The sequence below is a fragment of the Streptomyces hydrogenans genome, assembly GCF_014656075.1.
Classification (GTDB): domain Bacteria; phylum Actinomycetota; class Actinomycetes; order Streptomycetales; family Streptomycetaceae; genus Streptomyces; species Streptomyces hydrogenans.
The window spans coordinates 1-23,622 of the sequence record NZ_BNBS01000069.1 but is presented as its reverse complement, the minus strand read 5'-3'; the positions used below and the strand labels follow the sequence as shown (position 1 = coordinate 23,622).

At 73.1% G+C, this 23,622-nt stretch carries 21 protein-coding genes and 1 pseudogene; 3 read left to right on the top strand and 19 right to left on the bottom strand.

The features are described from left to right. Window positions 1–37 precede the first annotated feature (37 nt). The 6 genes from IE321_RS25860 to IE321_RS25835 all read right to left on the bottom strand — a co-directional run bounded on the left by IE321_RS25860 (window position 38) and on the right by IE321_RS25835 (window position 4,092). Window positions 38–691: a histidine phosphatase family protein gene (locus tag IE321_RS25860; protein ID WP_190224716.1), complete on the bottom strand. Its 654-nt coding sequence runs from the start codon at window positions 689–691 to the stop codon at window positions 38–40. Further along, a complete protein-coding gene (gene rsfS / locus IE321_RS25855; RefSeq protein ID WP_043221510.1) occupies window positions 688–1,131 on the bottom strand; it encodes a ribosome silencing factor in 444 nt (147 codons plus the stop codon). Before rsfS ends, IE321_RS25860 begins: the two co-directional genes overlap by 4 nt. Before the next feature lie 69 nt (window positions 1,132–1,200). After that, window positions 1,201–2,913, bottom strand: a complete 1,713-nt coding sequence (locus tag IE321_RS25850) for an LCP family protein (protein ID WP_190224705.1) — start codon at window positions 2,911–2,913, stop codon at window positions 1,201–1,203. 19 nt (window positions 2,914–2,932) lie between these two features. Further along, the gene (gene nadD, locus IE321_RS25845) at window positions 2,933–3,553 is read right to left on the bottom strand and encodes a nicotinate-nucleotide adenylyltransferase (protein ID WP_043221513.1); all 621 of its coding nucleotides are present in this window, start codon (window positions 3,551–3,553) and stop codon (window positions 2,933–2,935) included. A 64-nt stretch (window positions 3,554–3,617) separates the two neighbouring features. Next, complete coding sequence (locus IE321_RS25840) at window positions 3,618–3,782, bottom strand: hypothetical protein (protein WP_043221514.1); 165 nt, start codon at window positions 3,780–3,782, stop codon at window positions 3,618–3,620. Between the two features lie 85 nt (window positions 3,783–3,867). Further along, a complete protein-coding gene (locus tag IE321_RS25835) occupies window positions 3,868–4,092 on the bottom strand; it encodes a hypothetical protein (protein ID WP_190224704.1) in 225 nt (74 codons plus the stop codon). A gap of 133 nt (window positions 4,093–4,225) precedes the next feature. On the opposite strand from IE321_RS25835, the gene IE321_RS25830 reads away from it, so the two are divergent. Further along, a complete protein-coding gene (locus tag IE321_RS25830; RefSeq protein WP_190224703.1) occupies window positions 4,226–5,365 on the top strand; it encodes a M48 family metallopeptidase in 1,140 nt (379 codons plus the stop codon). A 13-nt stretch (window positions 5,366–5,378) separates the two neighbouring features. Here the strand turns inward: IE321_RS25830 and IE321_RS25825 are convergent, their stop codons facing one another. The 7 genes from IE321_RS25825 to galE all read right to left on the bottom strand — a co-directional run bounded on the left by IE321_RS25825 (window position 5,379) and on the right by galE (window position 12,246). Further along, the gene (locus IE321_RS25825) at window positions 5,379–6,461 is read right to left on the bottom strand and encodes an SCO2583 family membrane protein (RefSeq protein ID WP_190224702.1); all 1,083 of its coding nucleotides are present in this window, start codon (window positions 6,459–6,461) and stop codon (window positions 5,379–5,381) included. A gap of 115 nt (window positions 6,462–6,576) precedes the next feature. Then, window positions 6,577–7,221, bottom strand: coding sequence for an SCO2584 family spore wall biosynthesis protein (locus IE321_RS25820; RefSeq protein WP_079021870.1), 645 nt, complete (start codon window positions 7,219–7,221; stop codon window positions 6,577–6,579). A gap of 88 nt (window positions 7,222–7,309) precedes the next feature. Then, window positions 7,310–8,593 carry a glutamate-5-semialdehyde dehydrogenase gene (locus IE321_RS25815; protein ID WP_043221522.1) on the bottom strand — a complete coding sequence of 428 codons (1,284 nt, stop codon included), beginning with the start codon at window positions 8,591–8,593 and terminating at the stop codon, window positions 7,310–7,312. 130 nt (window positions 8,594–8,723) lie between these two features. Continuing rightward, entirely contained in the window at window positions 8,724–9,230 is a 507-nt protein-coding gene (locus IE321_RS25810; RefSeq protein WP_043221525.1) for a DUF8830 family protein, read from the bottom strand. Between the two features lie 218 nt (window positions 9,231–9,448). Beyond that, a complete protein-coding gene (gene proB, locus IE321_RS25805; protein WP_226651629.1) occupies window positions 9,449–10,675 on the bottom strand; it encodes a glutamate 5-kinase in 1,227 nt (408 codons plus the stop codon). Between the two features lie 47 nt (window positions 10,676–10,722). Continuing rightward, a complete protein-coding gene (locus tag IE321_RS25800) occupies window positions 10,723–11,154 on the bottom strand; it encodes a GtrA family protein (protein ID WP_043221527.1) in 432 nt (143 codons plus the stop codon). Between the two features lie 105 nt (window positions 11,155–11,259). Next, window positions 11,260–12,246 (bottom strand): UDP-glucose 4-epimerase GalE, encoded by a 987-nt coding sequence (galE, locus tag IE321_RS25795; protein WP_190224701.1) that lies wholly within the window; start codon window positions 12,244–12,246, stop codon window positions 11,260–11,262. A 166-nt stretch (window positions 12,247–12,412) separates the two neighbouring features. Here galE and IE321_RS25790 point away from each other — a divergent pair, with 166 nt between their 5' ends. Beyond that, window positions 12,413–14,146, top strand: coding sequence for a stealth family protein (locus IE321_RS25790; RefSeq protein ID WP_190224700.1), 1,734 nt, complete (start codon window positions 12,413–12,415; stop codon window positions 14,144–14,146). A gap of 70 nt (window positions 14,147–14,216) precedes the next feature. Here IE321_RS25790 and IE321_RS25785 read toward each other — a convergent pair whose 3' ends face one another. Beyond that, window positions 14,217–17,036 (bottom strand): stealth family protein, encoded by a 2,820-nt coding sequence (locus IE321_RS25785; protein ID WP_190224699.1) that lies wholly within the window; start codon window positions 17,034–17,036, stop codon window positions 14,217–14,219. After that, window positions 17,033–18,064: a hypothetical protein gene (locus IE321_RS25780; protein WP_226651628.1), complete on the bottom strand. Its 1,032-nt coding sequence runs from the start codon at window positions 18,062–18,064 to the stop codon at window positions 17,033–17,035. Before IE321_RS25780 ends, IE321_RS25785 begins: the two co-directional genes overlap by 4 nt. Before the next feature lie 194 nt (window positions 18,065–18,258). Here IE321_RS25780 and IE321_RS25775 point away from each other — a divergent pair, with 194 nt between their 5' ends. Then, on the top strand, window positions 18,259–20,424 hold the full coding sequence (locus IE321_RS25775) for a PIG-L family deacetylase (protein ID WP_190224698.1): 2,166 nt from the start codon (window positions 18,259–18,261) through the stop codon (window positions 20,422–20,424). A 118-nt stretch (window positions 20,425–20,542) separates the two neighbouring features. On the opposite strand, the gene obgE is transcribed toward IE321_RS25775, so the two are convergent. The 4 genes and pseudogenes from obgE to IE321_RS25755 all read right to left on the bottom strand — a co-directional run. Then, window positions 20,543–21,982 (bottom strand): GTPase ObgE, encoded by a 1,440-nt coding sequence (obgE, locus tag IE321_RS25770; protein ID WP_043221531.1) that lies wholly within the window; start codon window positions 21,980–21,982, stop codon window positions 20,543–20,545. 110 nt (window positions 21,983–22,092) lie between these two features. Beyond that, on the bottom strand, window positions 22,093–22,347 hold the full coding sequence (rpmA, locus tag IE321_RS25765) for a 50S ribosomal protein L27 (RefSeq protein ID WP_030494090.1): 255 nt from the start codon (window positions 22,345–22,347) through the stop codon (window positions 22,093–22,095). Window positions 22,348–22,361: 14 nt separating this feature from the next. Further along, on the bottom strand, window positions 22,362–22,682 hold the full coding sequence (gene rplU / locus IE321_RS25760; RefSeq protein WP_030494089.1) for a 50S ribosomal protein L21: 321 nt from the start codon (window positions 22,680–22,682) through the stop codon (window positions 22,362–22,364). Between the two features lie 259 nt (window positions 22,683–22,941). Next, a pseudogene (locus tag IE321_RS25755) lies at window positions 22,942–23,622 on the bottom strand (ribonuclease E/G); the annotation flags it as partial.

The window sequence follows — 23,622 nt, the reverse complement described above, 5'->3', positions numbered from 1 at the left end:
AAAGTGAAATCCGGGCCCTGGGGCCCGGTCCGGGGCGTCAGGTGTCGTCGCCGAGGACCGGCTCGGGCAGCGAGCCGGCGTTGTGCTCCAGGAGGCGCCAGCCGCGCGCGCCCTCGCCGAGGACGGACCAGGAGCAGTTGGAGAGACCGCCCAGCCCCTCCCAGTGGTGGGGCTCCAGGCCGAGGAGCCGCCCGATGGCGGTCCGGATGGTGCCGCCGTGGCTGACCACCACCAGGGTGCCGTCCTGCGGCAGCTTGTCGGCGTGCTCCAGGATCACCGGGGCGGCCCGGTCGGCCACCTCGGTCTCCAGCTCGCCGCCGCCCCGGCGCACCGGCTCGCCGCGCTTCCACGCGGCGTACTGCTCGCCGAACCGCGCGACGATCTCGTCGTGCGTGAGCCCCTGCCACTCCCCCGCGTACGTCTCGCGCAGCGCGGCGTCGTGGGCGACGGCCAGACCGGTGAGGGCGGCCAGCTCGGCGGCGGTGGCCGCCGTCCGCTTCAGGTCGGAGGCGACGATCGCGTCGGGACGCAGGGCGGCGAGCAGCCGGGCGGCCCGCCGGGCCTGGTGGACGCCTGCCTCCGTGAGCTCGATGTCGGTCGAGCCCTGGAAGCGGCGCTCCAGGTTCCAGGCGGTCTGGCCGTGGCGCCACAGGACGATCCGGCGGCCGGCGCCGGTCTTGGCGGCGCTCAGCTCAGCTCACCGTCCGCCCTGTCGAGGTCCGCGCCGGTCAGGGCGGCGTGCTCGGCGGCCTTGCCGCGGGTCTTGAGGGCGTCCTCGGGCAGGGGCAGCTCGGGGCAGTCCTTCCACAGCCGCTCCAGGGCGTAGAAGACCCGCTCCTCGCTGTGCTGCACGTGGACGACGATGTCGACGTAGTCGAGGAGGATCCAGCGGGCGTCGCGGTCGCCCTCTCGGCGCACCGGCTTGGCGCCGAGCTCCTTCTGGAGGCGCTCCTCGATCTCCTCGGCGATCGACTTGACCTGGCGGTCGTTGGGCGCGGAGGCGAGCAGGAAGGCGTCGGTGATCGACAGCACGTCGCTGACGTCGTACGCGATGATGTCGTGAGCGAGCCGGTCGGCCGCCGCCTGGGCGGCGGCGTTGACGAGCTCGATGGAGCGATCCGTGGCGGTCACAAGCAGGCTTTCGTCGGCGGTCCAGTACCCCTCCAGGGTCTCACGGACCGCCGACGACCCCGTCAACGATTACGAGGCGCCCGGAATCTCGTAGTCCCGGCCGAGGACGACGGTGACGGCGGCGGTGCCCGCGGGCTTGCCCTTGGTGACGGATCCGGCCGGCAGACCGAGGGTCTTGGCGACCTCGGCGGCGGTGGCCTTCTGGGCGTCGTCGCCGTAGACGACCTCGGACTTCGCCCTGCTCTCGGTCTTGCTGCCGCCGACGAAGGCGTAGCCGCCGTTGATCAGGACGACCTTGGCCGCCTCGACGGCGTCCTCGCCGGTTCCGTCCTTGATCGAGACGCGCGGCACGCCACTGGCGTCGAGGGCGGTGGCCTTGCCGCCGAGGATGTCCTTGACCACGCTGTCGCCGGCGCCCTCGGCGAGCGCGCCGTCCTGGCCGACCGGGAGCAGCGCCGTCTTGTAGGCGCCGGTCTTGGCGCGCTCGGCGAGCTTGGCGAGGGAGGCGCCGAGGTCCTTCTCGGGGAGGGAGGGGTCGGCGATCTGCTGGAGGTACTCGACGGCGCCGGTGGCGTTCGTGGCGTCGCTGGGCATCTTGCGGAGCACGCCGTTGACGACCTGGCCGAAGCGCTGGAGCTGCTTGGCCTCGGCCTCGCCGGAGGCCCGGAAGGTGGCGTAGGCGACGGCGGCGCGGCCGGTGAGGGTCTGCTGCTCGCCCTGGACGACGAGCGGGTCGGCGCCCTTCTTGCCCTGGGGGTCCGGGACGGTGGTGTCGGTGTCGACCTCGATGCCGCCGAGGTACTCGACGAGGTTCTCCAGGTACGGGGTGTCCAGGCGCCAGGTTCCGGCGATCTTGGCGCCGAGGAGGGTGTCGAGGGCCTCGCGGGTGCCGCTGGAGCCGTCCTCCTCGACGGACTTGCCGAGGGTGGTGGCGGCGCCCTCGCTGTCGGCGACGGCGAGCGCGTTGGGCAGCAGGACGGTGGTGCCCTGCTTGGTGGTGGAGTTGTCCACGAGGAGGGCGGTGGAGGTGCTGCCGCCCTGGGTGTCGTGGAGGTGGAGGACGATCGTGTCGCGCCGCTGCGGGCCGGCGCCGGCGGCCTGGCCCTGCTGCTCGGAGTCGCCGGTGCCGGGGAGCAGGCCGGCGGACCAGAGGTAGCCGACGCCGCCGACGACGGCGAGGACCAGGACGACGACGAGGGCGATCACCCGGTTGCGGCCGCGGCGGCGGGCCTCCTCGCGGCGCTCCGAGCGGCTCTCGGTGAACTTGAGCCAGTCGATGACGTCCTCGGAGTCCTCGTCGGGCTCCTCGATGAAGGAGAACTGCTCGGTGCGGTAGTCCCGGTCGTCGTCGGCCTCCGCCCGGCGGGGCGCGGCGGGCCGCGTGGGCGGCGGCGCGGGCGGCTCGGGGGCGGGCCGCTGGCCGGGTACGCCCGCCGGGGCGGCCGTGACGGGCGCCGCGGGCACGGCGGCGTGGCAGTGCTGCCCGCCGCCGTAGCTCTCGTACGGGTCGTAGGACGGCTGCGGGGCGTAGCCCTGGCCCTGTCGGTCGCCGTAGCCGTCGTACGACGGCTGCTGGGGCGCCTGGGGCTGCTGAGGGGCCTGGGGCTGGGCGTAGGGGTCGTAGCCGTACGCCGTCTGCTGCTGGCCCGCGTACGGGTCGTACGCGGGCTGCTGGGGGGCCTGGGCCGGCTGCTGCTGGTACACCGGCTGCCCGTACGCGTCGTAGCCGATGATCTGCGGCTGCGGATAGTACGGGTCGTACGGGTTCTGCTGGTCGTTCACCGGTGCCCCTCCCCGGGACTCACTCGCCGCGGTACAGCTGGCGCTTGTCGATGTAGCGGACCACGCCGTCCGGGACGAGATACCAGACGGGGTCGCCCTTCGCGACCCGTGCGCGGCAGTCGGTGGACGAGATGGCGAGGGCGGGGATCTCGACGAGGGAGACTCCGCCCTTGGGCAGTCCGTCGTCGGTGAGGTCGTGGCCCGGCCGGGTGACGCCGATGAAGTGGGCGAGGGAGAAGAACTCCTCCGCGTCGCGCCAGGTGAGGATCTGCGAGAGCGCGTCGGCGCCGGTGATGAAGAAGAGGTCGGCGTCGCTGTTGAGGGAGTGCAGTTCGCGCAGGGTGTCGATGGTGTACGTCGCACCGCCGCGGTCGATGTCGATGCGGCTGACCGAGAACTGCGGGTTGGAGGCCGTGGCGATGACCGTCATCAGATAACGGTCCTCGGCGGGCGACACGGCCTTGTGGCTCTTCTGCCACGGTTCGCCGGTCGGTACGAAGACCACCTCGTCCAGGTGGAACAGGGCGGCGACCTCGCTGGCCGCCACCAGGTGTCCGTGGTGGATCGGGTCGAACGTCCCGCCCATCACGCCGAGGCGGCGCTTGCCGCTGCCGCCAGTAGGCACTTCCTGCTCTCCCATGCGTGCAGAGCCTACTGGCACCGCGGTGGACGCCGGCTCAGCGGCCTCCCGGTCCGCGTCCGGTTCAGCGGTCGCGGTTGAAGCGGGTGGTGATCCAGAGCAGCAGCATCAGCGCGAGGAAGGCGCCACCGCCCGTGAGGTACGGGTTGAGGCTGTCGTGGTTGCCACCGTGCTCGGCGCCCTCGGAGGCAAGCGTGACGAGGTTGGCGGCGGTGCTGTGGAGGCTCATCTTCGGCAGGACCTATCCGATCGGGGGTGGGAGCGGAGACTTCGCGCACATCGTATGCGGGCGGTCCCGGCTGTCTCACGCCGACTCAGGCGTTGGCGTCCTCGGCGTCCCCGGACGCCCCTCGGGCGGGGGTGTCGGCGGGCTGGTCGTCGCTCTCGCCGCCGCGGTATCCGCGGAGCAGGAACCAGGCGAGGAGGGCGCCGCCGACCATGGAGACCAGCAGGACGATGCGGAGGGTGTCGCCCGGGCCCTCCTGCGCCGCTGCGGCGATCCCGGTGAGGGCGGCGGTGGCTGCGGCGGTGTCCGGCATGCGGGTCGTGCTCCCTCGTTGTCCACAGGGCCCGAGTTGTCCACAGGCTCTCCGCCCACGGTAGCGCCCTCGCCTAGGGTGGGTCGTGTCAGGGGGACGAGTACCGACTCGTACGGATGGGCAGGGGGCGTTCATGACCGAGAACCATGACGGGAAGCAGCAGGGGGGCGTGCCGGGCAGGCAGCGCAAGCGGTTCCCCGGCATCTCCTCGCGGGCCTACGAGCACCCGGCGGACCGTTCGGCGCTGGTGGCGCTGCGGAAGCTGACCGGTTTCGACACGGTGTTCAAGGCGCTGAGCGGGCTGCTGCCCGAGCGCAGTCTCAGACTCCTCTACCTCTCCGACTCCGTCCGGGTGAGCGACGCGCAGTTCTCCCACCTCAACGACATGCTGCGGGACGCCTGTTACATCCTGGACCTGGACCGCGTCCCGCCGATGTACGTGACGCAGAACCCGGTGCCGAACGCGATGTGCGTGGGCCTGGACGAGCCGGTGATCGTGCTGACGACCGGGCTGGTCGAGCTGCTCGACGAGGAGGAGATGCGGGCGGTGATCGGCCACGAGGTCGGTCACGCCCTGTCGGGCCACGCGGTCTACCGGACGGTGCTGCTCTTCCTGACGAACGTGGCGCTGAAGGTGGCCTGGATCCCGCTGGGGAACGTGGCGGTGATGGCGATCGTGACCGCCCTGCGCGAGTGGTTCCGCAAGTCGGAGCTGTCGGCCGACCGGGCGGGGCTGCTGGTGGGGCAGGACCTCCGGGCCTCGATGCGGGGGCTGATGAAGCTCGCCGGCGGCAATCACCTGCACGAGATGAACGTGGACGCCTTCCTCGCCCAGGCGGACGAGTACGAGAAGGCCGGTGACCTGCGGGATTCGGTGCTGAAGATCCTCAACGTGCTGCCGCGTTCGCATCCGTTCACCACCGTGCGGGCGGCCGAGCTGAAGAGGTGGTCGGAGAGCCGTGACCACCAGCGGCTGATGGACGGCCACTACCCGAAGCGTTCGGAGGACAAGGACGCCTCGGTCTCGGACTCCTTCCGGGAGTCGGCCGGGCACTACGCGCAGACGGTGCGGGACAGCAGGGATCCGCTGTTCAAGCTCGTCGGGGACATAGCCGGCGGCGCCGGTGACCTCGCGGGCGACCTCGGCGGACGGCTGCGGACCGTGTTCGGCGGCGGCGCTCCGAAGGAGCCCGGCAAGGACACGGGCGGGAACACGGGGAGCGGCTCGGAGAAGGACGCGGACGGGAAGCCGGGCGGGGGTTCCGAGGCGTAGCCGGCGGGCGGCGTCAGGGCCTGGGCTGGGCCGCCGGGGCGAGGGCTCCGCAGAGGGCGGGGCCCCCGGAGCGGTCGGTGGCGTAGGGGTCGGTGAGGGCCGGGCCGGTCTTCGCCGGGGCCTCGGCGCCGGCCAGGAGCGGCCTGAGCCCGCCGTCGGTGTCGGTGCCGCACGCCTGCGGTCCGGCCTCGACGGTACTGGTCAGCAGCTCGGCCCGGTGCATGCGCAGGTCCTCGCGGTCGAAGCGGAAGTGCAGGGTGCGGTGGACCGTGAAGAGGGAGGCCGCGGGGGGCTCGCCGGAGCCCTGGGCGGCCGGGCGCAGCGCGTAGGTGAAGGTGTGGTCGGCGGTGACGTCCAGCGTGTCGGGGGTGACCTCGGCGAAGCGGAGGGTGCCCTGGACGCGGGGCCCGGGCTCGGCGACGGAGACCTGGCGGGGGTCGAAGCGGACGACCCAGGCGGCGAGCGCGTGCCGGCCGTCGTCGGCGGGTGACTCGACGCTGCGGTCGAACTGGGCGAGCTGATCGGGGTCGAGCAGCAGGCGGGCCGGACGGACGGTCTGGCCGGCGAGGACGTCGGGCTCCAGGGAGGAGGCGACGAGATAGTCCTTGGCGATGCTGAGGGCGGTGACGACCTGGCCCTCGGAGAAGTGGGTGGTGCGGGCGGCGACCGGGAGGTTGATGCCGGCGGCGCCGGTGCGGTACTCGGCGGCCGGGCTGCGGGCGAGGAGCCGGGCCGGGTCCCCGCCGGGGACGGGGCCCTGCGGGGCGAGCGGGACGACGGTGGTCCGCAGCGGCTCGGCCCGCTGGTCGAGCGGCGGCTGGTAGGGGTTGCGCAGGCCGAGGTACACGGCCGTGCCGAAGGCGAGGAGGATCAGCAGGACCAGGAGGAGGGCCTGGCCCGAGCCGGCGCGGCGGCCCCCCGGGCCGGGGCGGTTGCGGACGGCGAGGGCGTGCTCGCCCATCCGCTCCTGTGCCGAGAACTCCTGGAGGTGGGCAGCGCGGACGAACGCCTCGTCGAAGACGACGGCTCGGTACTCGTCCTCACCGCCGGGGAGTCCCTCGGGAGTCCCCTCAGGCGGGTCGCCACGCCCTGCCATACCTTCAGGGTAGGTCGGCGGGGGCTTCGGTAAACGCCCAGGTACACGACAAGTTCGGAAGTTTTCCGCCGTCGGGGTGACGGTCCCCGCGGGCGGCGCGGCCGTCCGGGTGGTGTCAGGGGGTGCGGGGCGCGAAGGAGGCCGGCGGGGGCGTCCGGTCGCCGGTCGACGGGCGTCCGTCGGCCGACGGCACGGCGGCGGTGGCCGGGGTGCCGGTGAGGACGGGCACCGGGGGGCCCGCGACGGGTGAGGCGACGGGCGGGCCCGGGTTGGGCTGGTCGACGCCGGTGGAGGCCGGGGGGACCTGGTCCTGACGGTTGGCGGCGGCGCCGCGGTAGACGGCGGTGAAGGCCAGGGCCACCATGCCGATGCCCATGAGGAGGGCGAGGAGCCAGGCGATGGGCCGGTGCCAGCGGGCGCTGCCCCGGTAGGGGCGCAGGGCGCCGCCGTGGCGGCCGTAGGGGCTGGCGTCGTCCCCGATGTCGTCGGGCTCGTAGGTGAGCCCGACGGGGTCCCGGCCGTCGTCGTAGAGGTCGTCGTCCCCGACGCCCCGCAGTGCGCGGGCACGGGCGGATTCGGCTTCGGCGCGGGCCTGGGCGGCGGCGAGGAGTCGCTCGACGGCCGTCGGCTCGTGGATGGCGGCGGCTTTGACGAACTCCTCGTCGAAGACCACGTCCCAGCGGCCCTCGTCGGCGCCTCCGCGCTCGTCGTCGGGCTCCCAGCCGTTCGGGGACGGCCTGCCCCCCACGTCGTCCGGCACGGATTCAGAGTAGACCGGGCGCGTGGATTTGGGCAGGGAGAGTGCGAAGTCTCCCCGCCCGTACCGAAAGGAGGTGTGCGGGGTGGTGTTACCGGATGTGACCGTCGCCGGTCACGATGTACTTGGTGGAGGTGAGCTCCGGAAGGCCCATGGGGCCCCGGGCGTGGAGCTTCTGGGTGGAGATGCCGATCTCCGCGCCGAAGCCGAACTGTCCGCCGTCCGTGAAGCGGGTGGAGGCGTTCACGGCGACCGTGGTGGAGTCGACCAGCTGGGTGAAGCGGCGGGCGGCGGCCTGCGAGGTGGTGACGATGGCCTCGGTGTGGCCGGAGGTCCACATGCGGATGTGCTCGACGGCCTTGTCCAGGGAGTCGACCACGGCGGCGGCGATGTCGTAGGAGAGGTACTCGGTCTCCCAGTCCTCGGCGGTGGCCGGGACGACGGTGGCCTTGGTGCCCTCGGCCCGGGCCAGGACCCGCTCGTCGGCGTGGACGGTGACGCCGGCCTCGGCCAGCGCGTCGAGGGCGCGGGGCAGGAAGGCGTCGGCGATCGCCCGGTGGACCAGGAGGGTCTCGGCGCTGTTGCAGACGCTGACCCGCTGGGCCTTGGAGTTGATCAGGATGTCGACGGCCATGTCGAGGTCGGCGTCGGCGTCGACGTAGACGTGGCAGTTGCCGGTGCCGGTCTCGATGACCGGGACGGTGGACTCCTCGACGACGGTGCGGATGAGGGAGGCGCCGCCGCGCGGGATGAGGACGTCGACCAGGCCGCGGGCGCGCATCAGCTCGCGGACGGAGTCGCGGGACTCGCCGGGGACGAGCTGGATCGCGTCGGCGGGCAGGCCCGCGCCGCCGATGGCGTCGCGGAGGACCGTGACGAGGGCGGCGTTGGAGGCGTAGGCGGAGGACGAGCCGCGGAGCAGGACGGCGTTGCCGGCCTTGAGGCAGAGGGCGGCGGCGTCGACGGTGACGTTGGGGCGGGCCTCGTAGATGATGCCGACGACGCCGAGCGGGACGCGGACCTGGCGGAGGTCGAGTCCGTTGGGCAGCGTGGAGCCGCGGACGACCTCGCCGACCGGGTCGGGCAGGGCGGCGACGTGACGGACGTCGGCGGCGATGGCGCGGACCCGCTCGGGGGTGAGGGTGAGCCGGTCGATGATCGACTCGCTGGTGCCGGCCTCGCGGGCCTTGGCGATGTCCTCGGCGTTGGCCTCGACGATCTCGGCAGTGCGGACTTCGAGCGCGTCCGCGATGGCGAGGAGGGCGTCGTCCTTGGCCGAGCGCGGCAGTGGCGCGATCTGTGCGGCGGCGCCACGGGCCTGGTAGGCGGCCCGGGTGACCGGGGTCAGGTTGTCGAGGGGCGTGAGCGAGGTCATGCCCGCAGGGTACTGGCACGGGCGGGGCGGCCCCGCACGTACGACGGGCGCGTCCCGCAGTGCGAGACGCGCCCGTGCCACCGTACGGACCGCGGGGGCCCGGCCCGTCAGGACCCGGGCCCCCGGCCGGTCAGTAGGGGTGGACTCCGACCGGGGCGGCCGGCGGCGGGCCGTAGCCCTCCGCGATCCGCTGGTGGTAGGTCTCCCGGTCGATGACCTCAAGGCCGACGATCTCCCAGGGCGGGAGCTTCGCGGTCTGCCGGTGCTCGCCCCAGAGCCGGAGGGCGACGGCGGCCGCGTCGTGCAGGTCGCGGGCCTCCTCCCAGTACCGGATCTCGGCGTGGTCGTTGGCGTAGCGGCTGGTCAGCAGGAAGGGGTGGTCGTGGGCGAGCTGTTCGAGCCCGCGCCGTACCTCCTTCAGCGGTGACTCGACGCCGGACACGCTGAGGGTGACGTGCCACAGCTTGGACAGGGGGCGCTCCCCCGCGCCGCCGTCCCCGGTTCCGGTCTCGGCTGCTGTGCTCCTGCCTTCCGTGGCCCTGTCCCGTGCGGCGTCGAAGTCGGCTCCGGCCTCGACACTCGTCAGGGCGCGTTCGGCCGTCCCGCGGGGCAGTGCCCCTGGGCGCGCTCGTCTCACCGGCGGCCTCCTGTGTGATGCGTGTGGTGCTGTACCCCGCGTTGGCTCGTTACCCCCGAGACAAAGTTGACCAGCCCGAGCCGCCGCATGGGGCGGTTTTGGTAAAGGTCCCTTCCGGATGGCAGGAGTTTCAGCCGTTTCGGCGGCGGTTTCGCAAGGGCTTCCGTACGGGTTTCCGCCGTGGTTTCCGTTCGGCGACCGCCCCTGACCCCAGGGATTCAGCCGAGGACGACGAGGTCGTCGCGGTGGACGACCTCGCGCTCGTACTCGGGGCCGAGCTCCCTGGCGAGTTCGGGGGTGGAGCGGCCCAGCATCCGGGGGAGTTCCTTGGCGTCGAAGTTGACGAGGCCGCGGGCGACGGGGCGGCCGGCGGAGTCGCGGAGCTCGACGGGGTCGCCGGCGACGAAGTCGCCCTCGACGGCGGCGATGCCGGCGGCGAGCAGCGACTTCTTGCCCTCGACGACGGCCCGGACGGCCCCCTCGTCGAGCCCGAGGGAGCCCTGCGGGGTGGAGGCGTGGGCGAGCCAGAGGAGCCGGTCGGCGGAGCGGCGGCCGGTCCGCTGGAAGTAGGTGCCGGTGTCCCGGCCGGCGAGGGCGTCGGCGGCACGGCTGGCGGAGGTGAGGACGACGGGGATGCCGGCGGCGGCGGCGATCCGGGCGGCCTCGACCTTGGTGACCATGCCGCCGGTGCCGACGCCGGCCTTGCCGGCCGAGCCGATCTCGACGTGGGCGATGTCCCGCGGGCCGCCGACCTCGGCGATCCGGGAGGTGCCGGGCTTGGCGGGGTCGCCGTCGTAGAGGCCGTCGACGTCGGAGAGGAGGACCAGGAGGTCGGCGCGGACGAGGTGGGCGACGAGGGCGGCGAGCCGGTCGTTGTCGCCGAAGCGGATCTCGTCGGTGGCGACGGTGTCGTTCTCGTTGACGACCGGCAGCGCGCCCATGGCGAGGAGCTGGTCGAGGGTGCGGTAGGCGTTGCGGTAGTGGGCCCTGCGGCTGGTGTCGTCGGTGGTGAGCAGCACCTGGCCGACGCGGACGCCGTAGCGGGCGAAGGAGGCGGTGTAGCGGGCGACGAGCAGCCCCTGGCCGACGCTGGCGGCGGCCTGCTGGCGGGCCAGGTCCTTGGGGCGCCGGGTGAGGCCGAGCGGGGCGAGGCCGGCGGCGATGGCGCCGGAGGAGACCAGGACGATCTCCTTCTCGCCGCCGCTGCGGACCTTGGCCAGCACGTCGACGAGGGCGTCGACCCGGTCGGCGTCGAGGCCGCCGGCGGCGGTGGTGAGGGAGGAGGAGCCGACCTTGACGACGATCCGGCGCGCCTCGGTGACGAAGGGGCGGGTCACGGACGGCGCGGTCGCGGTCGGCGGGGTGGCGGTCGGGGCGGTCGCGTCCTGTCGGTTCATGTCCTGCTGCACCGTCGCCATCTCCGTCGCCACCTGCGCCGTCCTCATTCGCTGTTCTGGCGCCGTGCGCTCCCGGCACGGTCGCGAGGGGCAATCTACGCGAGCCGGGACGGCTGCCGCTCGCCCATTCCGCTCTCCGGACCGCCGGGCCCGGGGCCCCGGCCGGCGAGGATCCGGCGGGAGATCACGTACGTGAAGGGGATGGCGACGACGGCGGCCACGAGTGGCGCGATCCGGTCGTCCGTTCCGGCCCAGGTGACGAGCGCGTACAGGCCGGCGCTCTGCACCACGTAGTTGGTGACGTTGGTGAGGGGGAAGAGGGCGAACTTCTTCCAGGTGGGGCGGGTGCGGTAGGTGAAGTAGGTGTTGAGGAAGAAGGAGCCGACCATGCTGAGCAGGAAGGCGAGGGTGTACGCGGCGAAGTACGGCATCCAGGGGTGGAGCAGCAGGTAGCAGCCGAAGAAGGTGCCGGTGTTGATCCCGCCCACCACGCCGAAGCGGATGATCTGGCCGAGCTGGTCTCGCATGGGCCCATCAGATCGCCGAGAGGTGAACGGGGCGTGCCGCGGGGGCGACGCCCGCACGGCGAACGGCCCCCGCGCGGGAGGGCCGCTCCTCGGGGGCCGGTGGCCTCAGACGGCCGCGCCGCGGCGGGCGGTCCACCCCCGCCAGGCCGAGCCGATCATGTCGCGGACGTCGTGCCGGGCCTTCCAGCCCAGCTCGGCGGCGATGCGGTCGGCGGAGGCGACGACACGGGCCGGGTCGCCGGGGCGGCGCGGGGTGACGACGGGCTCGGTGGTGTGCCCGGTGATCTCGTTGATCAGGGCGACCATCTCGGTGACGGAGACGCCCTCGCCGCGGCCGATGTTCACGGTGAGGTCGCGCGGCTCACCCGCCCCGGCCCACGCGGCGAGCTTGCGGGCGGCGACGAGGTGGGCGTCCGCGAGGTCCTCGACGTGGATGTAGTCGCGGACGCAGGTGCCGTCCGGGGTGGCGTAGTCGTCGCCGAAGATCCGGGGGGCCTCACCGGCGTCGAGCCGCTCGAAGACCATCGGCACCAGGTTGAAGACACCGGTGTCGGAGAGTTCGGGGGTGGCCGCGCCCGCCACGTTGAAGTACCGCAGGCAGGCGGTGGCGATGCCGTGCGCCCGGCCGGTCGCGCGGACCAGCCACTCGCCCGCGAGCTTGGTCTCGCCGTACGGGCTGAGCGGGACGCAGGGGGTCTCCTCGGTGACGAGGTCGACGTCCGGCATGCCGTACACGGAGGCGGAGGAGGAGAAGAGGAAGGTGCGCACGCCGGCCGCGGCGACCGCCTCCAGGAGGACGGTGAGGCCGCCGATGTTCTCGCGGTAGTAGTGCAGCGGCAGCTCGACGGACTCGCCGACCTGCTTCTTCCCGGCGAGGTGGACGACGCCGGTGACGCCGTGCCCGGCGAGCGCCCGGTCGACCAGCTCGCGGTCGAGGGTGGAGCCGACGACCAGCGGGACGCCCTCCGGGAGCCGGTGCGCGTAGCCCGTGGAGAGGTCGTCCAGGACCACGACCCGCTCGCCCGCCGCCGTCATGGCCCGGACCACGTGCGCGCCGATGTAACCGGCGCCTCCGGTGATCAGAAAGGTCATGCTGAACCACACCCCTAGGTCGGCCGCGCGGTGCCCGTGCACCGGCACTCCACCGTACCGACTGGCCCGCGCGGCCGGGGGCCACCGCTCCGAACGGGCCGGTGGCCACGCGTCATACTGGACGGGTTCATCCTTCCGTCCGGCCATGTTCAAGGAGTCGACCCCCGTGCGAAATCCCGAGGCACCCAGGCTGCTTGGGGTCTACCGCCGAGCCGTTCCCGAGCGCGTGCGGCGGGCCATCGTCGCGCAGGTCGACGCCGATATGCGCCGCAAGGTGAAGATGCGCATCGCCAGCGGCACCGCGGCCGCCGAGCGGCTGCGCGGCGGCCGGCTCGCCAAGCGGTACGGCACCTACACCGCCGGTGACGACCGCGCCGTGATCAACGTCGGCCGGGAGCCGAAGGTGGCCCTCGTCACCGAGGGCATCACCCCGCTCCGGGCCCGCCGGGCCAACCTGGACGCCGTCCTGGAGGCGCTCGCCGCGGCGGGCGTCGAGCACTTCTGCGTCCGCGGCCAGTCCGAGACCGCCGCGGCCGTGGCCGTGCGCGAGGAGGACCGCGACGCCGTGCTGACCGCCCTGGCCGAGGCGTGCCGGCGGCTGCCCGGGTACGTGACGCCGGTGAGCGGCAACAACCCCGTCACCCGCGCGTCCGAGCCCGGTTTCGAGCAGGCGAGCTGGCAGCGGGTGCGCACCTCCTCCGTGGTGCGCCTGACCTGGTACCACACGGACCCGACGCACCAGCTGGCGCTCGGGGACACGTACGGCTGCGACGTCGAGTTCTGGACGCTGGAGGAGGGGCAGCTGACCGCCCCGCGCGCCGGCCGGATCGCCACGGCGCTGGCGCCGGGCGGCGGGATCGTCCCCGTCCCGGAGCCGTACTTCACGAGTCTGGCGCCCCGCGGCACGGAGGGCGCCCCGCTCGTGCCCGCCCGCGCGGAGACCGCCGTGGTCCCCACCGACGAGGTCACCTTCCCGATCGACGTCGTCTACACCTGGGTGGACGGCTCGGACCCGGCCTGGCTGCGGCGGCGCGCCGAGTTCTCCGGCGAGGGCTACCACGCGGAGGCGGCGAACGCCGCCCGCTACCTCAGCCGCGACGAGCTCCGCTACTCGCTGCGCTCGCTCCACATGTACGCCCCCTGGGTCCGGAACATCTACCTGGTGACCGACGACCAGACCCCCGACTGGCTGGACACCGACCGGCCGGGCCTCAAGGTCGTCTCGCACAAGGACGTCTTCCGCTCCCCCGAGCTGCTGCCGACCTTCAACTCGCACGCGATCGAGTCGCAGCTGCACCACATCGAGGGGCTCTCCGAGCACTTCCTCTACTTCAACGACGACGTGATGCTCGGGAACGAGGTGACGCCCGGGGACTTCTTCCACGCCAACGGCATCACCAAGTTCTTCCCGTCGCCGGCGCTGGTGCCGCTCGGCGAACGGACCGTCGACGACCCGCCGGTGGCCGCCGCCGGCAAGAACAACCGCCGCCTGATCCAGGAGCGGTACGGCGCCGTCCTCGTCCAGAAGATGAAGCACATGCCGCATCCGCTGAGCCGCGCCGTGCTGACCGAGATCGAGACGGAGTTCGAGGCCGAGTACCGGCACACGGAGGCGAGCAGGTTCCGCAGCATCGACGACATCTCGATCTCGTCCTCGCTGCACCACTACTACGCCTTCCACACCGGCCGCGCGGTCCCGTCCCAGCTGCCGTACTCCTATCTGGACCTGACGCACCCGTGGACCGAGACCCGGCTCGGCCGGCTCCTCGCCGCGCGGGACAAGAGCGTCTTCTGCGTCAACGACACGGTCTCCACGGAGCAGGAGGTCGGCGAGCAGAAGGACCTCATCACCCCCTTCCTGGAGGCGTACTTCCCGGTCCCGAGCCCGTACGAGAAGTAGCGGCGCGACGCGCGAAGGGGCGCCCGGACCGAGGAGGTCCGGGCGCCCCTTCCGTCATGCTCGGGGTGCGTCAGTCGCGCTCGTACGGGGAGCGGACCGGGAAGTACGCCTCCAGGAACGCCCGCAGCACCCGGTCCCGCTCGTCCAGCGGGACCTCCGCCTCGGCCGACTCGCCGATGCAGATGACGTCGCGGTGCCGCGCGGCGAGCAGCCGGCTGAGCGCCACGTGGTGCTTGTAGTCGCCGATGTTGACGTAGGCGGCGGAGATGCTGCCCGGCGCGCCCATGGCCGTCAGGTAGGCGAAGTGGTGGTGGAGCGACGAGGTGATCGACAGGTCGGTCCGGCCGCGGAACGGCGTGGCCGCCGTGAGGGCGGTCTGCTCGGGCCAGCGCTCGGCGATCGCCTCCAGGACGCTCCGGCGCAGCGGGTGCGGCGTGTGGAGGAAGCCGTGGGTGGCGACCCGGCCGAACTCCTCCTCCAGGAGCGCCTGGTTGTTCTTGGCCGCGACGAAGTAGCCCTCGGTCTCCTCGGTGACCTCGCCCGGCGGGACGGCCGTCGGCGAGCGGAAGAAGAGCGAGTTGCCGTTCGACTGGAAGAACTTGCTCGGCGCCAGCGGGCGCGCGAAGAAGACGTCGTCGTTGACGTAGAGGAAGTGCTCGGAGAGCCCCTCGATGCGGTGCAGCTGCGACTCGATCGCGTGCGAGTTGAACGTCGGCAGCCAGGACGGGTCGCCGAAGATCTCGCGGTGGCTGACCACCTGGATGTCCGGGTGCTCGGTGTTCAGCCACTCCGGCACCTGGTCGTCCGTCACCAGGAAGATCTTGCGGATCCAGGGGGCGTGCGTGGAGAGCGAGCGGAGCGAGTAGCGGAGCTCGTCGCGGTTGCGGAAGCGGACGTCGCCGGACTGGGCGTCGTCGGTGGCGAGGCCGGCCTCCAGGCGGGCCGCGTCGCGCTTCGCGCGCCAGGCCGGGTCGGTGTCGTCCACCCAGGTGTAGACGGCGTCGATCGGGAAGTCGACGTCCCACATGAGGCGCTTGGTCAGCACGTCGATCGTCGGGTACTCACGGCCGCCGACGGTGATCCGGGCGGTGCCGTCGAGCGAGGGCAGCCGCGGGCCGACCAGGGTGGTGCCGCGGGGGGCGGTGAACCAGCGCGGCTCGTCCTCCTCCTGGGGCCAGAACTCGATGCTGCAGCCGTAGACCGGGCCGTACCGGAGGATGCGGCTGTCGCTGACGACCGGCTTGAAGACCCGGACGGCCTTGACCTCGGGCGCGGCGGTCAGCGTCTCCGCGAGGCGCGCGCCGGGCGCGGCGGTCTTCGGGGCGACCAGCTCGGCGTAGACGGGCTTGCCGTGCAGCTCGGTGCCGAGGGCCCGCAGCGCGCGCTCGCGGTCGGTGTCCTTGACGGCGAGGCGGTGGCTGACGGTCGACGGGTCGTGCAGCAGGACGAAGGGCACGTCGTGCCGTTCGAGGGCCTCGGCGCTGATCTCCAGGTTGATCTGCCCTATGCGCCAGGCGGGGATGTCGTCGCGCACCTCGGCGAGCCGGCCGGCGGAGCGCACCAGGGACTTGCGGTCCTGGGCCTGGAGGATGACCTCGCGGGCCTTCTGCTCGTCGGCGGTGGGCGCGAGCTTGCTGATCGGGGCGGAGACGGCGAAGCTCCTGCTGCCGCCGGCGGCGATGCGGCGGGCCGTCCGGTCGGCGCGGGCGGCGGCGCGGGCCGCCTCCGGCTCGGCACGGAGCGTGGTGAAGAGCTCGTCCCACCGCGCGGTGATGACCTCGGGGGCGAAGCGCTCCCGGGCCCCGGCGCGGGCGGCGGCGCCGTAGGTGGCGCGCAGTTCGTCGTCGCCCATCAGGCGGGCCATGGCCGCGCCGAGCGAGGCGACGTCGTCGGCGGGCACCAGGAGGCCGTCCACCTCGTGGCGGACGATCTGGGAGGGGCCGGTCAGCGCGTCGTACGCGACGACCGGGACGCCGGCGGTGAACGCCTCCAGCATGACGAGGCCGAAGGACTCGACGCGGGACGGCATCAGGCAGATCGCCGCCTTCGCCCACTCCTCGGCCATCTGCTGGCTGCGGCCGACGAGTTCGATGCGGTCGTGCACGCCGAGGCTCTCGACGAGACGGCGCAGGTTGACCAGCTGGGGGCCGTCGCCGAAGAGCCGCAGCCGCCAGTCCGGGTACTCGTCCGCGAGCTCGGCGAACGCCTGGACCGCGTGGTCGAGCTGCTTCTCCGGCACCATGCGGCCGGCCACGACGATGGTCTTGGAGCCGAGGTCGGAGCGCGGCCGGTAGCCGTCGGGCATCGCGTTCGGGATGGTGGCCAGCAGGGGCGCGGAGGCGCCGAGGGACTCGGCGAACCAGTCGGTGGTCAGCTCGGTGAGCGAGACCAGCGCGTCGAGCTGCGGGGCGTGGGTGAGCAGCGGCTCGCCGGTCGCGCCGCGCAGCTGGGAGACGCGGTGCTCCTGGTGGACGGTGGCCACCGAGGAGGGGACGAGCTTGACGGCCGCGGCCATGAGGGCCGGCGTGGTCGTCACGAGGACGTCGGTGTCGAGGCCGGAGAGGGCGGCCGTCATCTCGATGTCGGAGAGCCGGTCGAAGGTGGGCTCCCAGGACGCCTCGATGAGCTCGCTGGGCAGCTTGGCGAGGGCCGCGCACTCCTCCGGGGTGAGGGAGGTCTCGCGGACCGGGCGCGGGGCGCGGCCGGTGCGGTCCACCAGGTAGCGCACGGACAGGCTCTTCGCCTCCGGCAGGAAGGGCTCCTCCGCGGTCTTGAAGACGCTGAGGATCTCGACCTCGTGGCGCGGCATCAGCTGGGCCGCCTGGGTGTAGGCGGCCATCTCGGTGCCGCCCATCGCATCGCCCCAGGTGAGCAGGATGGTGATCTTCATGCGACTTCCTCTGCGCCGGCGGGGGCGCCTTCGAACGCGACGCAGGAAACGGCGAGCGCTCCGGCCGACGTGATGTAGGCATGCGCTCGGAGGAGCGTGCCGTCTTCCAGGGCGATGATCCTGAACGTGGTGCGGATCACCTGATGGCGCCGCCTCACGTCCGTGAGCCTCCGGCCGATCTTGAGGCCGGTGCGCCCGTGCTGGAGCTGCATGTCCCAGCGGTAGGAGCGCCCGCCGGCCACCATCTCGGCCAGGGGTACGTCGAAGGTGAACGCATCGCCCTCCCATTCCAGGGGGGCGGCCTGGACCACCGTGCCGCCGCCGCGGCGGACGGCCTGGGCGGTGTAGGCGGAGGTCGGTCCCTGGCGGGCGATGAGCCGGCCGTGGACGACGATGCGGTCCCAGCGGAGGTCGAAGCGGTCGAGTTCGGCCTGGTGCACGGGGGCGCGCACCTTCAGGACGGCGAAGCCGTCGACCGAGCGCATGATCCGGAAGTGGGCGCCGCTGTCGGGCGAGGGCGAGACCGGGGCCGTCGGGCCGTCGGTGGCGGGGAGGGTCACGGCGCCGACCCCGGCGCGCACCTCGCGCCCGTCGGCGCCGGTGAGCACCACGCCGATGCGCCAGAGGCCGCCCGAGAGGGCCACGCCGGCGCGGCCGGGGCCGTGGTCGCCGGGGCTGTCGGGGAGGTCGGAGCGGTCCGTGTACCGCAGGGCCGTGGTGGCGGTGAGGAGGCGGGTGCCGTCGCCCTGGGGCTCCACGTCGAGGTCGAGCCGGTGGTGGCGGCCGCCGCGGACGAACTCCACGCGGGCGGCGGTGACGTCGACGGCCGCGGGGGCGAGGAGGGCGACGTTCAGCGTCCGTCCGCCGAGGACGGAGAGGTGGACGGCCTTGAGGGCGGGGCGGGGGCGGATCCCGCTGGCGAAGGCGGGGGCCGTGTGGAGGCGCTCGACCCGGCGGCGCATCCGGACGGCGACCCGGCGGGCTCGGTTGGCGGCACCCACCGCATAGGGCAGCAGTGAGTCACTCACGACGAATCCCGCGCTTCCACTCTGGACTGACAGTCAGCGCCACATAGTGTCAAGGGGGCAGAACCATTGGCAAGTCACGCCTCGGCGATCACCGCGTGACCGCAATCACGTCCCCAAGTGAACCCCTCATGGCTTTTTCACCCTCTTCCTCAAGGGATCCTTGCCATGGACCACACAGGAAGCAACGGGGAGAAATGGGACGCTGGAGCTCGTTCGCCGACGTCACGCTGTCACGACGCACACTGCTGGCCTCGACCGCCGCCGCCACGGTGGCCGGAGTCGTCAGCGGCTGCGGGAGCACGACACCGTCGGCCCCGCACATCCCGGCCCAGGCGACCGGTGACGCCGGGGGCCGCACGCCGGTCCGCCGGCTCGCCACCGCCGAGACCCGGGAGGGCTTCGCGGCGGCCGGCGCGCCCGCGGTCGTGCAGATCGTGGCGCACCCGGACGACGACCTGTTCTTCATGAACCCCGACGTCGTGCAGAACCTCTCCGCGGGCATCCCCGTGACCTCCGTGTACGTGACGGACGGCGGCTCCTTCGGGGTGAACGGCATACCGGGCCGACCGACGCCGGAACCGGACATACCGGCCTACATATCCTCCCGCCAGCAGGGCCTTCGCCAGGCGTACGCCCTCATGCTGGGAGCCCGGCTCTTCACCCCGTGGGAACGCTCCGTGCTTCCCCTGCCGGGCGGCCGGACCGCCGAGGTCAACCGGCTCGAATACGGCGGCCGGACCGCCGAGCTGATCTTCCTCAACCTGCGGATGCACGCCAAGAACGGCGCCCGGACCGTCAATCTGACGCGACTGTGGAGCACCCCCGGCGTGACGCTCCCCACCCAGCCGGCGCCCGAGTCCACGGTGCAGCAGAAGTACACGTACACCCGCAAGGACCTCATCGAGACGCTCGTCTTCCTGCTGTCCCGGCGCAAGCCCACCCTGGTCCGCACCCTCGACCCGGACCCGGACACCCAGCTGCACGACGAGCGCCATCCGCGCGGCAGCGACCAGCACGGCTTCTCCGACCACCCGGACCACACCGCGGCGGGGCTCTTCGCCTGGCGCGCGCTCGCCGAGTGGGGCGGCCGGACCGGACGGGGCACCCAGGCGCCCGCCTTCCAGACGGAGTCCTTCCGCGGCTACTACAACCAGCGCTGGCCCAAGAACCTGCCGCCGGCGACCGTCGCGCTGAAGGCGCTGTACCTCAACGCCTACGGCGGCGACCCCTCGTGGGAGTGCGGCAACACGTCCGGCTGCGGCGACTACGCCTTCGGCCAGGACGCGGTCCTGAGGTCCATGAAGGGGTGGGCGCGCTCCACCCACCGGCGCTACCCCAACTCCGGCCCCAAGGCGGTCGCCGGGGCCGGCGGCGCGCTGACCGTGTACGGCGTCCTCGGCACCCGGCTGGCGCGCTGGACCGGTGACCTCTCCGGCCGGCAGAGCCCGCCCGAGGACCTCGCCGGCGGCCCGCTCGCCCCCTCCATATCCGTGGTGCGGACGAAGGACGGCAGGGACCTGGTCTTCGCCCTGCGCTTCTCCGCCCTGGAGGGCACCGCCGGGGCGAACCGGCGCGAGATCGTGATGCTGCGTCAGCGGAGCGCGGGGGGAGCCTTCGAGAGCTCCTGGGTCAGCCTCGGCTCCCCCGAGAGCAGGCCGTGGCGGACCCGGCTGACGGGCCCGCCGACGGCGGTCCTCGGCTCCGACGGGCGGGTGCACGTCTTCGCGCGCAACGGCGCCAAGAGCGTCAGCAGCCGGATCCTCGGGACCGACGGCGAGTGGTCCCCCTGGGTGACCCTGCCGGCCGGGCGCATACAGGAGGGGCTGTCGGCGACGGTCGACGGACGCGGCCTCATCCACCTCTTCGGCACCTCCGCCAACTGGGTCGAGCACTGGAGCCAGCGCACCCCGACCGGGGAGCTGCGCAAGGGCACCCGCCGCTTCGCCCACCAGCCCGGCGACGTCCCGGACGCGATCACCGCGCCGGACGGCTCGGTGCTCCTCGGCTACCGGAGCGTCGCCAGCGACGAGGTCATCATCGAGCGGCTGGCCGCCGGCCGCGCCAAGCGGTGGACCACCGTCGCGAAGCCGCAGATGGCCGGGTACGGCCGGGTGAGCCTGGTCGACGGCCGTACCGCCTCCTCGGGCAACGGCGTCATGGCCGTCCCCGCCGGCATCAGGGAGGACCTGGCGTACGAGATCTCCGGCGGCCACACCTCCGCGGTGGGCACCCGCACCCCGATGCTCACGGTCGGCACGGCGGCGGCCCTCACGGTCGGCACCGACACCCCGGTCTCCGTGACGATGGGCCTGGACGGCGCCCCCCGCATCACCCGGCTCCGCGACATCCGCACCAGCTGACGCCCCTCCCCCGCACAGCGAGGAACCCCCGCCCGGCCTGGCCGAGCGGGGGTTCCCGTCGTTCGTAGGACTCCCGGCGGAACGGGCTCCGCGCCCGCTCCGCCCGGAGCCCCGCCCGCTAGAACGGGTTGAACTCGTCGTACTCGCGCTCCGCGTCGTCGCGCTCCGCGTCGCGGTCGCGGCGGCGCTGGGCGGCGGGGCGGGGGGCCTCCAGGCGGTGGTCCTCGCCACGGCGGCCGAGCATCTCGGCGCCGGCCGTGAGGGTGGGCTCCCAGTCGAAGACGACCGCGTTCTCCTCGGAGCCGATGGCGACGCCGTCACCGGCGCGGGCGCCGGCCTTGAGGAGGGCGTCCTCGACGCCGAGGCGGTTGAGGCGGTCCGCGAGGTAGCCGACGGCCTCGTCGTTGTTGAAGTCGGTCTGGCGCACCCAGCGCTCCGGCTTGTCGCCGCGCACCCGGTACACCTCCTCCTGCTCGTCGAAGGTGACGGTGAAGCCGGCGTCGTCGACGGCCTTCGGGCGGATGACGATGCGGGTCGCCTCCTCCTTCGGCTTCGCGGCGCGGGCCTTCCCGACGATGTCGGCGAGGGCGAAGGAGAGCTCCTTCAGGCCGGTGCGGGCGACCGCGGAGACCTCGAGGACGCGGTAGCCGCGCTCCTCCAGGTCCGGGCGGATCATGTCCGCGAGGTCCTGGCCGTCCGGGATGTCGATCTTGTTGAGGACGACGACGCGCGGACGGTCGTCGAGGCCGCCGTACTGCTTCAGCTCCTCCTCGATGACGTCGAGGTCGCTGAGCGGGTCGCGGTCGGACTCCAGCGTCGCCGTGTCGAGGACGTGGACGAGGACCGAGCAGCGCTCGACGTGGCGCAGGAACTCCAGGCCGAGGCCGCGGCCCTGGCTGGCGCCGGGGATGAGGCCGGGGACGTCGGCGATGGTGTAGACGGTCGAACCGGCCGTCACCACGCCGAGGTTCGGGACCAGGGTCGTGAAGGGGTAGTCCGCGATCTTCGGCTTGGCGGCCGAGAGGACGGAGATCAGCGAGGACTTGCCGGCGCTGGGGTAGCCGACGAGCGCCACGTCCGCGACGGTCTTCAGCTCCAGGACGATGTCCCGCGCCTCACCCGGCTCGCCGAGCAGCGCGAAGCCGGGGGCCTTGCGGCGCGCGGAGGACAGCGCCGCGTTGCCGAGGCCGCCGCGGCCGCCCTGGCCCGCCACGAAGGTGGTGCCCTGGCCGACGAGGTCGGCGAGGACCTCGCCGTCCTTGTCGAGGACGACGGTGCCGTCGGGCACGTACAGGACGAGGTCCTGGCCGTCCTTGCCGGAGCGGTTGTCGCCGGCGCCGGGCTGGCCGTTGGTCGCCTTGCGGTGCGGCGAGTGGTGGTACTCGAGCAGGGTGGTGATCGACTGGTCGACGACCAGGGTCACGTCGCCGCCACGGCCGCCGTTGCCGCCGTCGGGACCGCCGAGCGGCTTGAACTTCTCCCGATGGACGGAGGCGCAGCCGTGGCCCCCGTTACCCGCGGCGACGTGCAGCTCGACGCGGTCCACGAAGGTGGTCATGGTTCTGTGCCTCCAGAAAAGCTATGTACGGGATTGTCTATCTAGTAACACGCGAAAGGCGGACCCGCTTCCCTGCCGGGAAGTGAGGTCCGCCTCCGCAAAGCGTCCGATCAGGCGACCGGAACGATGTTCACGACCTTGCGGCCACGGAAGGTGCCGAACTGCACCGAACCGGCCTGCAGGGCGAACAGCGTGTCGTCGCCACCGCGACCGACACCCGAGCCCGGGTGGAAGTGGGTGCCGCGCTGGCGGACCAGGATCTCACCCGCGTTGACGACCTGACCGCCGAAGCGCTTCACGCCGAGCCGCTGGGCGTTGGAATCGCGACCGTTCCGGGTGGACGATGCGCCCTTCTTGTGTGCCATTGCTCAGTCCCTCTTTACTTCGCGGCCGTCGGGATGGACGTGACCTTGATCGCCGTGTACTGCTGACGGTGACCCTGGCGACGGCGGTAGCCGGTCTTGTTCTTGTAGCGCAGGATGTCGATCTTGGCGCCCTTGGTGTGGTCCACGACCTCGGCCTGCACCTTGATGCCCGCCAGGACCCACGGGTCGCTGGTCACGGCGTCGCCGTCGACGACGAGCAGGGTCGAGAGCTCGACCGTGTCGCCGGGCTTGGCGGTGGAAATCTTGTCAACCTCAACGATGTCGCCGACAGCAACCTTGTGCTGGCGACCACCGCTGCGCACGATGGCGTACACGCGGATCTCTCTCTCACTCGGTAATGGGGACCTCTGACGCCAGCCGCCCACGCGCGGGCCCGGGGGCCCACGGCGAACCGGATCGGACGAGCGGCCTCTCCCGCCGGGCGGGAGGGGGGTGCTCAGAGGCGCGGCGCGTCAGAGACACGCCGACGGTCTAGGTTACGGGCGCCTGCCACAGAGGGTCAAATTCGCCCGTGCGGGTGCGGACCGCCCCGGTGGCACCCCCCGGAAGGGGCGCCACCGGGGCGGGACCGGCTCAGTCCTGGGCCGGGGCCGCGGTCTTCTCGGCCGCCTTCTTGGCCGGGGCCTTCTTGGCGGTCGTCTTCTTCGCCACCGTCTTCTTGGCCGCCGTCTTCTTGGTGGCGGCCTTCTTGGCGGTGGCCTTCTTCGCGGTCTTCCGGGCGGCCTTCTTGGCCGCCGGGGCGGCCTCGGACTCCTCGGCGACCTGCTCCGCGACCGGCTCGGCGTCCGCGACGGGCTCCTCGACCGGGGCGGCCGCGGCCACCACGATCTCGGTGGCCTCGGCGCCGGCGGGGGCACCGGCCGGGGCCGTGGCCTTGCGGACCACCCGGCGGCGGGCACGCGGCGCGGCGGCCACGGGGGCCTCCTCGACGACGGGCTCGACGACCGGCTCGGGCGCGGCCTCGACGACCGGCTCCGGCGCCGGTACGGCCTCCGGCTCCGGGGTCGCGACGACGACCTCGGCCTCGGCGGCCTGCTCGCCGGTCGCGACGACCGGGGAGGTGGCGCGACGGGTGGCGCGACGACGGGCCCGCGGGGCGGGGGCCGCCTCGACGGTCTCCTCGACGACCTCGACGACCGGCTCGGGCGCGGCCTCGACGACCGGCTCCGGCTCCGCGGACGCGGACGGGGCCGGGGCCGGGGCCGGCGCGGCGGCCGGGGTCACCGGCGCGGTCGCCCTGCGGGTGGCGCGGCG